The following is a 13524-nucleotide window of genomic DNA, read 5'->3' as shown; positions in this document are numbered from 1 at the left end:
GTGGTTGACCTTGACGCTTGTGGAGGAGGTGGTGAGGCATACCGCGAAGTCGGCGTGTCGCCGCTGGCAAATCACGTGAGTCGTCCTTATTGGCCCCTTTTCGGTGGTCAGGCCGTGGTGAGCCGGCCGCGCCAGGCTGTCCCGGCACGTGACGAAGCAACAGGAAGGAAGCGTTCATGCGTCGAGCAGTCATCGCGGCCGCGGTCATGGTCACCGCGCTGCTGGCCGGGGCCGCGCCGGCTCAGGCCACCGAACCGGCCGGCGGAGCCGGTGCGCACGGCGGCTGGGTGCCGGCCCCGTCGGCCGCCTTCGAGCAGCCCGCCGGGGCTCGCTGCGACTTCGCCATCCGCAGTGAGCCGATCCGGGACGAGGTGCGCAAGCTCGTCCTGGACACCTACGCCGACGGCAAGCCGAAGCGCGAGCTGTACGCCGGCGACCTCATCGTCAGGTACACCAACCTGGAGACGGGGGTGTTCACGGAGGTCGACGCGAGCGGCACGGCGATGGTCCAGTACGGCACGGACGGGTCGATGACCTATTACGTGGTCGGCCCGGTGATCTTCGGGTTCCGGGCGGACGGCAGCACCCTGCCGCGCGGCATGTGGCTGATCGACGGCGTCTACACGGTGGCGTTCACGCCCACGTTCCAGAAGACCCTCACGATGGTCCACGGCACCACGACCAACCTCTGCACACTCGTGGACTGAGCGGGACGTGGCCGGGTGGCACCGCACACCCGGCCACGCGCCGCTCGATGCCGTCGCGTACGACATGTTGTGGCGTGGATCGCCTTAACACGGGTCGGTTCGGTACGAGCGGGTTCGATACCGTGAGCGCATGGCTGACGACACCGCACCTGCCCGCCGGTCCCTGCGCGCGATGCTGGAGCGGGCCGAGGCGGGGGTGCTGCTGCTCGGCATCACCCCGCCGCGCAGCAGCGTCTCGGCGGAGCAGGCCGCCCAGATCGCCGAGGTGACCCTGGCCCGGCTGGCCACGGTGGACCTCGACGGACTGATCCTCTACGACATCGACGACGAGAGCGACCGCAACCCGCAGGAGCGCCCGTTCCCGTACCTGCCGACGATGGACCCCGTGTCGTTCCACCGCGACCACCTCGGCGGCTGGGAGCGGCCCGCGGTCATCTACCGGTGCGTCGGCAAGTACACCGAGCCCGAGCTGGCGGACTGGCTCGGCGAGGTGGACACCGACCGGGTGCTGAGCGTCTTCGTCGGCGCGTCGTCGCGGGACAAGGGCGTGCGCACCGGTCTGACCCAGGCGTACGCCCTGCGCGACCGGGTCCGCGCCGACCTGCCGCTCGGCGCGGTCGCCATCACCGAGCGCTACACCCGCAGCGGCGACGAGCACCTGCGCATGCTGACCAAGCAGGACCGCGGCGCGTCGTTCTTCATCACGCAGGTGGTGTACGACGTCGACGCGACCAAGAGCATGCTCTCGGACTACTTCTACACCTGCTCGCAGAAGGGCGTCGCGCCGCGCCCGGTGATCTTCACACTGTCGGTGTGCGGTTCGCTGAAGACGCTGTCGTTCCTGCACTGGCTCGGCGTGGACGTGCCCCGCTGGCTGGAGAACGCGCTGCGCTACTCCGAGGACCCGCTGACGGAGTCCTACCAGCAGTGCATCGCCACGGCTCGCGAGCTTTCCGCGTTCTGCCGGCGGCTGGGCGTGCCGTTCGGGTTCAACGTCGAGAGCGTGTCCATCCGCAAGGTCGAGATCGAGGCCTCGGTCGAACTCGCCCGTGAGGTCCGCGAGCTGCTCAACTCCTGAGCCCGGTCATATGCCCGGGGCGGTGTGGAAGACCACCGACCACGGCGGCGGCGCTCCTTCGGCCCGCTCCGGCACGGGCAGCCCCGCGGACCGGGTGAGGACCTCACCGGCGACGGCGGCGAAGCGCAACGCCGCAGGGTGCGGTGAGCGGCGCGGCCACACGGCCGCGACCTGCTGCCAGAGGGGGTCGCCGGTCAGCGGCCGCCAGGTGACCCGCGGCTCGCGGCGGGTCGCCGACTCCCGCTCCAGCGCCACGCCCTGACCGGCGAGCACCAGCCCGCACAGGAACTCGGGGTTGCGGGCGTGCCGGATCCGGCCGGGGGTGAAGCCGTGCTCGCGGCACACCGCCAGCAGGTGGTCATACCAGTCGGGCGCGGTGGCGCGGGGGAACACGACCAGGCCGTGCCCGGCCAGGTCGGCCAGGGTCAGCTCGTTCGACCTGGCCAGCGGGGAGGTGCGGGGCAGCACCACGCCCAGCCGCGTGCGGACGGCCGGGCCCGCGCACAGGTCCACGTCGTCAACCGGCTGATGCAGCAGGCCCACGTCGAGCCGGGCGGCGGCGAGCAGTTCCAGCTGCTCGGCCGTGGTCAGCTCCTGCAAGTCGACGTCGAGCCCGGGGGCCTGTTCGGCCAGTCGGCGCAGCAGCTCGCCCAGGGCCGCCGCCGGGGTCTCCGGCGGCACCCCGGCGCGCAGGGTGCCGAGCGCACCGTCGCGGACGCTGCTCATCAGGGTGCGCAGCCGCTGCTCGGCGGCCAGGAACTCCCGTGCTTCGTCGCGCAGCGCATGGCCTGCGGCGGTCAGGGCCGTCTCGCGGGGCAGCCGGTCGAACAGGGTCACGCCGAGCTCGTCCTCCAGCCGCCGCATGGCCTGGCTGAGCGGGGGCTGCGCGATGCCGAGGATCGCCGCCGCCCGGCTGAAGTGCAGTTCCTCCGCGACGGTCAGGAAGTAGCGCAGGTGTTTGGAGAGATCCACCGTCCGACCATAGGCTGACCAGATGTTGATCACGAACCGGATCGCGGAGGTGTTCGCCGACGCGGAGATGCGGGGGTGGCTGCACGCGCGCGACCTCGACACCGGCCGGGAGGTCGCCGTCGGGGCCGACGACCAGGTCGTCATCGGCTCCATTTTCAAGATATTGCTCGTACTGGAGTTCGCCCGGCAGGCCGTCGCCGGCTCGCTCGACCCGGCCGAACGGGTGCTGGTCCGCTCGCGCGACCGGCTCGGCGGCTGGGGGACGGCCGGCTGCGCCGACGACGTCGAGGTGTCGCTGCGCGACCTGGCCTACTTCACCATGTCCGTCAGCGACAACACCGCCGCCGACATGCTGCTGAGCCGCATCGGCGGCCCGGACCTGCTGCCGCTGCTCGCCCAGGAGCTGGGCCTGGTCCGCACCAGGCTGATCGGCGGGCCCCGCGAGATCCTGGAAACCATGATCGCCGATGTCGGCGCGCGTGACGACGACGAGTTCGCCCGGATCTTCCCCGCCCTGCCCGAGGAGCGGGTCCGGGCGCTGCGGGTGTACGACCCCGCGCACACGAACTCCAGCACCCCGGAGGAGATCACCCGGCTGCTCGCGCTGATCTGGCGGGACGAGGCCGGCCCGGCGCAGGCCTGCGCGACCGTGCGCGCGCTGATGTTCCGGCAGTTGTTCTGGACCCGGCTCGCCGCCGCCTTCCCGCCCGGCGTCCGGGTCGCCGGCAAGACCGGCACGCTGCCCGGCCTGCACATGGAGGCCGGTGTCGTGGAGTACCCGGACGGCGGCCGCTACGCGCTGGCGGTGTTCGCCAGGACCGAGCGGCTGTCCATGCCGCGCCTGGACCTCGACCTGGTGCTCGGGCGGTCCGCGAAACTGGCCGTCGACGAGCTGCGCGGACAGTGACATAGGACACCTGCCGCCGTCGTCGGCTGACGCCTGAACTGGGGTGATATCCGGACCGATATGGCAGGTGCCGTTCTCCGATCTTGGACGGTGCCGTCGGCCGGGTGTTTCGCTGCGCTGGTCACCTTGATCCACCGCACGAGGGGAAACACCATGTCAGAGCACCAGGTCGACCGCCGCCGCTTCCTCGCGACGGCCGCCGCGGGCACCGCGCTCACCTCGATGGCCGCCATCCCGGCCGTCGCCGCACCGGCCGTCGCCGCGCCCAGCCCCCGGTCGAGCACCGCGAAACGGCAGACGGCTACGTTCCGCTGGCTGGGCACCTCCGGCTGGCGCATCGACATCGGCGCGCGCACCGTCCTGATCGACCCGTACGTCACCCGCTTCCCGACCGGCCTGTTCACCGGCGCGTTCGACCCCGCCACCGCGCTCACCGTCGACGCCGCGACCGTGGCCGCGCACGTGGGCAAGCCGGAGACCGTGTTCGTCACGCACACCCACTGGGACCACTTCAACGACGTGCCGCACGTGGCGACGAGCACCGGCGCCCGGGTCTTCGGCACCCTCACCGCGTACCACCTCGGGCTCGCGGCAGGCGTGCCCTCCGCGCAGCTCAGCCCGGTGAAGGGCGGGGAGGTGCTGGCGTTCGGCGACTACTCGGTCGAGGTCGTGCCCGCGCTGCACAGCCGCAACGGGTCGTACTCGATGGCGTTCCCCGGGGTGCGCACCAGCCCGCCGAGCCCGGCCCCGGCCACCATCGCCGACCTGCCCGAGGGCGACACGCTGTCGTACCAGCTCACCGTCACCGGCGGGCCGTCGGTGTTCTTCATGGGCGCGAGCGACTTCGTCGAGCGCAACCTGCGCGGCCTGAACCCGGACGTGGCGATGCTGGCCCTGCCGTCCAGCACCTCCACCCACGAGTACGTGCCCCGGCTGATCGAGGCGCTGGACCGCCCGGCGGTCGTGGTGCCGGTGCACTGGGACAACTTCGAGACGCCGCTGCAGAACCCGCCGGTCGTCGCGCCCGCCGACGCCGAGCGGCTGGCCGCGTTCGAGGCGGCGATCCGCCAGGTCGCCCCGCGCACGACGATCCTGCGCCCGCAGTACGCCACCCCGTACACGTTCTGACCGGGGCACGGCCTCGACCGGGTCGCCAAACCCGGTCGAGGCCGGCGGCCCGACAGTGCGATCATCGGCCGATGACCAGGCAACGGATCGTCATGAGCGCCGACTACTGCTGCGGCCACCCGCTGTCGGTCACCGACGCCGACGGGATCTCGCAGGTGCGCGACCCCGCGTCCCTGCCGATCAGCGAGGCGCTCGTCAGCCGCCTGGCGGCCTGGAAGCGGCGCTTCGACCAGACCCTCGACCATCAGTACCCGCCGGACTCCGGGTTCGCGTCGCCCAACGACGAGCACGAGTTCTACGCCGACGGGCTGGTCCTGGCCACGGCGCTGGCCCTCGAACTACTGGACAGCCATGTCGTCGAGTACCACGACGACCGGTACCCGGAAGGCCTGCGCGAGCTGCGCCTGCTGGCGGACGGTGCGGTGTTCGTGGACGACGGCCGGCTCGTCCTGCCCGCGCACTGGTCGGATCTCGCCGCCGACCCCGACCGGCGGCATGCCCTGCTGGCACAGTTCGAGCACGAGCGGGCCGCCGGGCACGTCCTGGAAGGCAAACCCCTGGTGTTGCTCGCGCGCTGCACCCGGTGCGACGACATCCTGTTCCGCGTCCAGGACGACGGCAGGTACGCCGTCGTGCACCTCACCCGCAGCAGCAGCCGGGAGCCGCAAGCCACGTTTCCGTGGACGGACCTGCACGAGAACCGGGTCGCACTGCTCGCCGATCTCAGCGAGAAGCATTACCGGAGTCCCGCCCAGCCCTCAGGTCCTGGCAGGTAATGCGCCGCGTTCGACCGGGAAGCGTTCGCAGGTTCTTCTCAGCTTCACCGACCGTCCACGCCGAACCCGTGCCTCACTTAACGTGATTCCATGCGAAAAGCCCGAATCATGGGGATGATGGTCGCCACCTGCTCGCTGCTGGCCGGCTGCAGCCTCCTCCCGCCGAGCCTGACCGGGCAGGTCGGTCTGGCCGGCATCGGGGACCCCTACTTCCCGACGTACGGCAACAGCGGCTACGACGTCGAGCGATACCAGCTGAAGGTCAAGTTCGATCCGGCCACCGGGCGGCTGGACGGGACCACGACGGTGCGTGCCAAGTCGACCCAGGCCCTCGACCGGTTCCACCTCGACCTGTACGGGCTGACGGTCAGCAAGGTCACCGTCGACGGGCGGGCCGCCAAGTCCACGCGCGAGGGCGACGAACTGGTGATCACCCCGGCCGCGCCGGTCGCCTCCGGGGCCGTCTTCACCACCGAGGTCGTCTACGGCGGCCGCCCCGCCGACACCCCGGACGGCGACGCCGAGAACAACGGCTTCTTCACCAGCCGGCGCGGCGCGGTGGCCGTCGGCGAGCCGCAGTCGGCGGCGGCCTGGTTCCCGGTCAACGACCACCCGCGCGACAAGGCGCTGTACGACATCGAGCTGACCGTGCCCCCCGGCTACAGCGGGATCAGCAACGGGCTGCTGCGCGGGCGCACCGAGAACGCGGGCTGGAGCACCTGGCGCTGGGAGGTGACCTCGCCGATGGCGTCCTACCTGGCGCTGATGGCGGTCGGCAAGTTCCGGCTGGCGCAGGGCGAGCACAAGGGCAAGCCGGTGATCACCGCGATCGCGGAGAAGGTCCCGGTGGGGGAGGCGGACCGCAACCTGGCCCGGACCCCGGAGGTCGCCGACTTCCTGGAGACGATCGCCGGTCCGTACCCGTTCGACGCCTACGGCGGGATCGTGGTCGCCGAACGCCGCGTCGAGGACGAGATGGAGAGCCAGACCCGCCCGGTGTACACCGCCGAGACCTGGGCCGAGGGCCCCGACACCGGCATCCTCGCGCACGAGCTGGCACACCAGTGGTTCGGCGACAGCGTCTCGGTCGACACCTGGCGCGACATCTGGCTCAACGAGGGCTTCGCCACCTACGCCGAGTGGATGTGGCTGGAGCACGACGGCGGCCCGACCGTGCAGCAGCAGTACGACAAACGTTACGCCGACAAGAAGTCGGACCTGTGGAAGGTCCCGCCTGGCGACCCGGGCCGCGAGGAGATCTTCTCCGACAGCGTCTACGAGCGCGGCGGCATGACCCTGCACGCGCTGCGCCGCCTCGTCGGCGACGACACGTTCTTCGGCATCCTGCGCACCTGGACCGAGCGGCACAAGGACGGCAACGCCAGCACCGCCGACTTCATCGCCCTGGCCGAGCAGGCCGCGGGCCGGCAACTGGACGGCTTCTTCGACCAGTGGCTGTACACCACCGGCCGCCCGTCCTGACGGCATGAGGCCCGGCGACCCGTTTCGGGCGCCGGGCCTCGACCGCGGCTACGCCACCTCGATGTAGTCCAGTTCGGCCCAGCGGGACAGGAACGTCAGCCGCACCGTGTTCGTGCCGGCCGTCAGGTTGACGTCGACCGGGACCTGCCGCCAGGTCTCCCAGCCGGTGTTCGGGTAGTTCACGGTGGTGGGGGAGCCGCCGTTGACGGTGAGCGTGTTTCGTAATAGGAAAGAAAGCATCAAGAAACAGGAGTGTATCGAAGTATATCGTTATAGTCATCCGGTGTCCGAGCCGCGCGGTGCTCACCAGCCGATGCGGGCCGCCACCGGCAGATGGTCGCTGCCGGTGGCGGGCAGCACCCACGAGCTTTGCGTCGTGACGCCGCTGACCAGGATCTGATCGATCCGCACCACCGGGAAGACGGCCGGCCAGCTGAAACCGAAGCCGTCCCCGGCTGTCTCCTGAGCCGACAGCAGCTGCGTGGTGAGGCCGGACAGCGCACGGTCGTCGACCGTGCCGTTCAGGTCGCCGAGCAGCACCACGCGCTCATTGCGCTCGGCGGAGACGGCCTCGGCGAGCGCCTGGGCGTTGCGGTCCCGATCGCCGGTCGAGAACCCGCCCCGAGGGTTCACCCGGGCCGACCCCAGGTGGGCCACGTACACCGCGAGCGGGCCCTTGCCGGTGGCCACCGTGGTGCGCAGCGCCCGGTTGTAGGCCAGCTTCTCCTCGGCCGGCTTGGCGTCCCCGAGCGGTCCCGCGTCCATCCCGGTGTCGATCGGCCGGGTGTCCGACAGCGGCAGCCTGCTCCACAGCCCGACCGTGCCCTGCACCGTGTGGTACGGGTAAACCGCCGCCAGCCCTTGCTCGTAGGTTCCCCGGGCCTGCTCGGTCAGCTCCACCAGGGCCAGCACGTCCGCTCCGGAGGCGGCCAGGTCGCGGGCGGTGCCGGCCGGGTCGGGATTCTCCGCGCCGACGTTGTGCTGCACCACCGTGAGGTCGCCGCCCGGCTGGGACTTGTCGGCGAGCAGCCCCCCGAACAGGTTCAGCCACACCACCACCGGCAGCAGCAACGCAGCCACCGCGGCGGCGGAGCGACGCCACAGCGCCCCGGCCAGCACCACCGGGATGCCCAGGCCGAACCACGGCAGGAAGGTCTCCACCAGACTGCCGAGGTTCCCGATCCGGTTCGGGACCAGCTCGTGCAGCAGCATGCACACGCCGAGCACCAGTGCCAGCGCCGTGAACACCGGGCCGCGCTTCCAGAGGCCGGGCTGGGAGAATGCACGGATCGCTCCGCGGGCGCGGATGCGCCAGGTCCCGGCTTCGATGTCCGAACGGATGCCCGCGTCCTGGGCCACGGAGCCGGTCACCCGGAGATCGGCACTGCTCTGCTCGGTCTCTGCCGTGTCCACGTGCGTCATCGTCCGTCCTCGCTCGTTGCCGGTTTCCGTCGGTGATTCGATCACGCAGCGTGTTACCGGAGCGTGAGTGGCTTCAGTGGCAGTCGGAAAGCGCTTGCCATAGGATCGTCCCAATCCTGCGAACGGAGGGAAAACCACCCGCGCCGCAAAGTTCGCAATAGCTGTCCAATGAGGGCCGACCGACAGTCGGCTATTGCCGTTTTGCCTCATTCAATGCAACAAAACTGCAAATCAGAGGCATTGACTGGTTTATGTACACCTTTCTATGTTGGCTGGAAAGCGCATTCCAACACAGGGAGGTCCACAGTGCAGGAAGCGCACGTCCCCTTCCGGCGGAGCAGGCGCGCCCGCAGCGCCCTGGCCGCCGCCGTCAGCGTCACCGTCACGGCGCTGGTCCTGACCGTCGGCGCGGCCGCCAACGCGGCCACGCTACTGTCCGACGACTTCAACGACGGCAACGCCACCGGCTGGAGCACCTCGGGCGGCAGCTGGTCGGTGTCGTCCGGCGCCTACTCCCAGTCGAGCACCGGCGCCAGCGCCAAGGCCCTGTCCGGCTCGACGTCCTGGTCCACCGCCACGGTGTCGGCCAAGGTCCGGCCCAACACGTTCAGCAGCTCGGCCTCGCGCGGCATCGGCGTCGCGGCCCGGGTGCAGAGCACGTCGAACTTCTACGCCCTCGTGCTCACGTCCACCGCGGTCCAGATCCGCAAGGGCGGCACCACCACGCTGGCCTCCGCGCCGTTCTCTGCGGCGACCGGCACCTGGTACACCCTGTCGCTGAGCGCGACCGGCAGCTCGCTGGTCGGCTCGGTCAACGGCACCCAGGTGGTGTCGGTCTCGGACGGCTCGTACGCCACCGGCCGCGCCGGCCTGCTCGCCAACTACACGGCGGGCTCGTTCGACGACGTGCTGGCCACCGACGCGGCCGGCCCGAGCCCGTCGACCCCGCCGACCACACCCGCCTCGCCACCGGCGTCACCGTCGGCCTCACCGTCCGCGCCGCCCTCGCCGAGCACCAGCCCGCCGCCGCCCCCGGGCGGGATCGTCGGCTGGGCCACGCAGGCCGGCGGCACCACCGGCGGCGCGGGCGGGGCCACCGTCACCGTGAGCACCTGGGCCGACCTGCGGACCCAGGCCCAGGCCGCGGGCACCAGGACGATCCTGGTCAACGGCATGCTCAGCGGCTCGGGCACCATCGAGGTCACCGCGAACAAGACCATCCAGGGTGTCGGCGCGAACTCCGGCATCTCCGGGACCACCCTCAACATCGAGGACATGCACCCGGCCAACGTGATCATCCAGAACCTGAACATCCGCGGGGTGCCCGGCGGCGACGCCATCCAGATCGAGAACGCCACCCACATCTGGATCGACCACAACACGATGTCCAGCACCATCGAGAGCGACGTCGACTTCTACGACGGCATGGTCGACATCACACACGCCGGCGACTACATCACGGTGTCGTGGAACATCCTGCGCAACCACTGGAAGAACTCGCTGGTCGGGCACTCCGACGGCAACTCCGGTGAGGACGTCGGCCACCTGCGGATCACGTACCACCACAACTGGTTCGACCGGACCTTCGAGCGCAACCCGCGGGTGCGCTTCGGCGAGACGGTCCACGTCTACAACAACTACTACTCCAACATCGACAACAACACCTCGTCGTACGGCATCGCCTCGACGATGAACGCCGGGGTGCTGGTCGAGGGCAACGTGTTCGAGAACGTGGTGCAGGCGTGCTGGTCGGCCAGCGGCTACGCCGACTCCGACCCGGGCCGCCTGGTGGCCCGCGACAACCTGCTCACCGCGTCCGGCCCGTGCGAGACCAACGGCTCGGTGGCCGCGGTCCCGTACGCCTACACCGCCCAGAGCTCCGCCACGGTCAAGTCCTCCGTCACCGCCGGCGCAGGCGCCGGCAAGCTCTGACCGAGGAAAGGAAGGGCACCTTCTACAACGCGGAGCGTTGTGAAGGTGCCCTTCCTTTCATGCCATGGGGCAGCGGCCGGTTGGCGAGAGCTGGGCGCGCAGGTTCGCCGGGGCGAGGCGGCCGAGGAACCTGGGGGCGGCCGAGGCGGCGTTGGACGACTCGACGGTGTACGCCTGGGCCAGCCGGGAGGTGGTCAGGGTGAGCTGTCGCATCGCCAGGGCCGAGCCGACGCACACCCGTGGTCCGGCGCCGAACGGCAGGTAGGCCATCCGGGGCGCGGGCCGCCCGGTCAGCCAGCGGCCCGGGTCGAACTCGTCCGGGCGCTCCCACCAGCGCGGATCACGGTGGATCAGGTACGGGTTCAGCAACACCTCGTCGCCGGGGTTCAGCGACCAGTCCGCCAGCGTGGTCGCCGTGCGCGCGGTGCGGGTCATCAGCCACACCGGCGGATACAGCCGCAGCACCTCCTTGACCACCGCCTCGGCCAGCGGCAGCCGGGCCGTGGGCAGGGCGTCGCCCGCCTCGGCGCGCAGGTCGGCGACCAGTTCGGGGCACAGTGCGAGCTCGCGCACGATGGACACGATCGCGGCCGCAGGGATGCCGTGCCCGCCCATGAGGATGCCGCGCAGTGTCGCCATCACCGTGCCGTCCGGCATCACCGGGTCGGCGTCGAGCAGGAAGTCCAGCAGGTCGCGCGGCGTCGCCGGGCGGGTGTCGCCGCGCCGCCGCCGGACCAGGCCGGTCAGCGTCTGCACGGTGTGCCGGTGCACCCGGAAGAAGCGGCGGTGGCGGGGCAGCGGCAGCCAGGCCGGGAACTGGTACGACGACGCGGTGAACGGCTCGGTGATGTCGAGGTTGTCGGCCAGCAGTTCCGGCAGGCCCGCCGCGTCGTGGCCGAAGCAGTAGTCGGCGACGGCGTACGCGGTGAACGCGCGGGCCAGCGGGAGGATGTCGACTTCATGCGTGGTGGCGGACCGGGCGAGCTCGTCGAGGATCTCCACGGTGCGGGCGTCGGCGGCCGCGGCGGAGGTGTGGTTGAGGCCGGGCCACACCGTGCGGCGCGCGGACATCCAGGCCCCGGCCTCGGCGGCGGCGCTGCCCAGGTCGGGCCGGGCGTCGAACGGCGCGAGCTCGGTGAGGAAGTCGGTGTTGGTGCGGGCGAGCACATCGTGGGCGACCCCGGGATCGGTCACGAAGACCGTGCGCTCGTCGAAGGCGAACACGTCGCCGTACTCGCCGTGGGTGCGGCGCAGGAAGCCGATGCGGTCGTCGTCGTACGCGGGCGTGTTGCCCATCAGCCAGTGCCCGCGCGGCCCCGGCGGCCGGGTGCGCTGCTCGGCCCGCGCCATCGCGTTCTCCCTACGGTCGCAGGTCCCCGGATCGAGGTCCTGCGACCGGGTTTTCGGGGCGGGGGTCGGCCTACTCGGGGTAGTTGTAGAACCAGTACGGGTACCGGCCGCTGACCTGTGACCTGCCCATCAGGCGAGCGGCGACGTGGCGGAGCGCACGCACCATGACAACCTCCTATATAGAGAGGCTTACATTGCCGAGCATCGTTTCACGCGGCGCGGGCGGGCGCAACGGGCTCGGCGAGCCGAGGGCCCGACCACGGCCAGGCGAGCCCGCCGAGCACCGCGTCGACCAGCAGCCGCTCGACGTCGCGCAGGAATCGCTCGGCCACATCCGGAGGCAGGTATGCCGTGTCGCCGGTGACGGCCAGGCCCATGCCACCGGGCGCGTCGATCACCTCCACCCGGATCAGCCAGGTGAACGTGTCCAGCCCTTCGGCGACCGCGAAACTGCTCCGCGCCAGGGCCGCTCGCAGCGCGGCCTCGTCCAGGTCGTCGCCGGGCGCGTCGGCCTCGGGCGCGAGCCGGATGTCGTTGAAGTAGCAGTGCTTGTTGACCCCCGTGGCGTACGGCAGCCCGGCCGCCTCGTGCGCCGCCGCCATGCGCTCGGGGTCGTAGTAGGCGTGCCGGTAGGCCTCGACCGCCGCGTGCCAGACCCGGGGCAGCGCGGCGTTGAACGACGGCCGGTCGGCGAGGTCGATGACCAGCAGGCCGAGCTGGTTCAGCTTCGAGATCGCCTCCCGGTACTCGTCGGCGGACCGGTTGTTGACCATCGTGTAGATCCCGCACGTGTCCTGGCCGGACCAGGCCGCGATGACCCCGGCGACCGCGGTCAGCAGCACCGTCGAGCTGGACACCCGCTCGCGCCGTGCCACGGCCCGCGCGGCCGTGTCGGCGGCCGCCGAGGTCAGCACGCAGCGCTGGAAGCGGGGTGAGCGGGCGGGTCCGACGGTGGGCAGGGTGTCGGCGGGCAGCCGGTGGTGGCTGTCGAGCCAGTAGCGCACGGCCCGCTCGCAGCGCCGCCGCAGGCGTTCGCCGTCCTCCAGCCGGGCGATGTCGGCCGACTGCGCGGGCGGGGCGGCGGACACCTCGCCGCGTACCAGCAGCAGGCGCAGGTCACGCAGCACGAGTTCGGCGGCCCGGAAGTCGACGGTCGTATGGCTCAGCACGACGACGATCTGCCGCACCTGCCCGTCGGCGACCAGCAGGGCGAACCGCTGGGGCCACTCCCGGTCGTGTTCGAACGGCGTGGCCGCCAGTTCGGTGGCCACCTGCTGGGCGAGTGCCGCGCCGCCGCCGCCCGGCGGTTCTTCGAGCGGGATCACCAGCACGGGCTGCTCGCCCCGCTCGGCCACGACCTGGCGCGGCTGCCCGCCGACCTCCTGCACGCGGGTGCGCAGCGAGCTGTGCCGGGAGACGAGCGCGCCCACGGCCCGTAGCGCCGTCGGCACGTCGAGCGCGGTCCGGCGCGGGGCGGCGACGACTCGGCGCAGGCTGAACATGGCGTGGGCGGCGCCGTGGCGGCGGATGGCGATCCACAGCGCCCGCTGGCCCCAGGTGAGCGGCGCGCCCGGGTCGGCCGGGCCGGCGAAGGGGGCGGTCGCCTGCGTGGCGTACGCGATCGTGGTGGCCGGTGCCGCGGTGTCGGTGGAGTGGCCGTGGGCGGACATCACGACAGCGTAGGACGTCGATGACGGAAAGCGCTTTCCTCCGTTCGGCCGATCCCTGCCCGCCGCCCCCGGATGCAGACTCGGGTCGATACATGCGGGC

General features: G+C 71.4%; 12 protein-coding genes. 7 read left to right on the top strand and 5 right to left on the bottom strand.

Features of this window, described 5'->3' with window-relative positions; genetic code table 11:
* Nucleotides 1–176 precede the first annotated feature (176 nt).
* Together AB0B35_RS06845 and AB0B35_RS06840 are read left to right on the top strand one after the other, a co-directional pair.
* Nucleotides 177–707 carry a hypothetical protein gene (locus AB0B35_RS06845; RefSeq protein ID WP_361041697.1) on the top strand — a complete coding sequence of 177 codons (531 nt, stop codon included), beginning with the start codon at nt 177–179 and terminating at the stop codon, nt 705–707.
* A gap of 130 nt (nt 708–837) precedes the next feature.
* Nucleotides 838–1785 (top strand): 5,10-methylenetetrahydrofolate reductase, encoded by a 948-nt coding sequence (locus tag AB0B35_RS06840; protein ID WP_361041695.1) that lies wholly within the window; start codon nt 838–840, stop codon nt 1783–1785.
* A gap of 6 nt (nt 1786–1791) precedes the next feature.
* On the opposite strand, the gene AB0B35_RS06835 is transcribed toward AB0B35_RS06840, so the two are convergent.
* Nucleotides 1792–2757 carry a LysR substrate-binding domain-containing protein gene (locus AB0B35_RS06835; RefSeq protein WP_361041692.1) on the bottom strand — a complete coding sequence of 322 codons (966 nt, stop codon included), beginning with the start codon at nt 2755–2757 and terminating at the stop codon, nt 1792–1794.
* A 22-nt stretch (nt 2758–2779) separates the two neighbouring features.
* Between AB0B35_RS06835 and AB0B35_RS06830 the strand changes: the two genes are divergently transcribed.
* From AB0B35_RS06830 to AB0B35_RS06815, 4 genes are all read left to right on the top strand, one after another.
* On the top strand, nt 2780–3664 hold the full coding sequence (locus AB0B35_RS06830) for a serine hydrolase (RefSeq protein ID WP_361041689.1): 885 nt from the start codon (nt 2780–2782) through the stop codon (nt 3662–3664).
* Nucleotides 3665–3817: 153 nt separating this feature from the next.
* Nucleotides 3818–4792 (top strand): MBL fold metallo-hydrolase, encoded by a 975-nt coding sequence (locus AB0B35_RS06825; protein ID WP_361041687.1) that lies wholly within the window; start codon nt 3818–3820, stop codon nt 4790–4792.
* Between the two features lie 71 nt (nt 4793–4863).
* A complete protein-coding gene (locus AB0B35_RS06820; RefSeq protein ID WP_361041684.1) occupies nt 4864–5568 on the top strand; it encodes a hypothetical protein in 705 nt (234 codons plus the stop codon).
* Between the two features lie 90 nt (nt 5569–5658).
* Complete coding sequence (locus AB0B35_RS06815; RefSeq protein ID WP_361041681.1) at nt 5659–7050, top strand: M1 family metallopeptidase; 1392 nt, start codon at nt 5659–5661, stop codon at nt 7048–7050.
* Nucleotides 7051–7098: 48 nt separating this feature from the next.
* On the opposite strand, the gene AB0B35_RS06810 is transcribed toward AB0B35_RS06815, so the two are convergent.
* A complete protein-coding gene (locus AB0B35_RS06810) occupies nt 7099–7293 on the bottom strand; it encodes a hypothetical protein (protein WP_361041679.1) in 195 nt (64 codons plus the stop codon).
* Nucleotides 7294–7353: 60 nt separating this feature from the next.
* Nucleotides 7354–8472 carry an endonuclease/exonuclease/phosphatase family protein gene (locus AB0B35_RS06805; RefSeq protein ID WP_361041677.1) on the bottom strand — a complete coding sequence of 373 codons (1119 nt, stop codon included), beginning with the start codon at nt 8470–8472 and terminating at the stop codon, nt 7354–7356.
* 306 nt (nt 8473–8778) lie between these two features.
* Between AB0B35_RS06805 and AB0B35_RS06800 the strand changes: the two genes are divergently transcribed.
* On the top strand, nt 8779–10404 hold the full coding sequence (locus AB0B35_RS06800; RefSeq protein ID WP_361041674.1) for a pectate lyase: 1626 nt from the start codon (nt 8779–8781) through the stop codon (nt 10402–10404).
* A gap of 57 nt (nt 10405–10461) precedes the next feature.
* Here the strand turns inward: AB0B35_RS06800 and AB0B35_RS06795 are convergent, their stop codons facing one another.
* Both AB0B35_RS06795 and AB0B35_RS06790 read right to left on the bottom strand, forming a co-directional pair.
* Nucleotides 10462–11754, bottom strand: coding sequence for a cytochrome P450 (locus AB0B35_RS06795; protein WP_361041671.1), 1293 nt, complete (start codon nt 11752–11754; stop codon nt 10462–10464).
* A 209-nt stretch (nt 11755–11963) separates the two neighbouring features.
* A complete protein-coding gene (locus AB0B35_RS06790; RefSeq protein WP_361041669.1) occupies nt 11964–13424 on the bottom strand; it encodes a condensation domain-containing protein in 1461 nt (486 codons plus the stop codon).
* Nucleotides 13425–13524 lie beyond the last annotated feature (100 nt).

Source organism: Catellatospora sp. NPDC049133 (genome assembly GCF_040648455.1).
Classification (GTDB): Bacteria; Actinomycetota; Actinomycetes; order Mycobacteriales; family Micromonosporaceae; genus Catellatospora; species Catellatospora aurea.
This window is presented reverse-complemented; position numbering and strand designations above follow the sequence as displayed.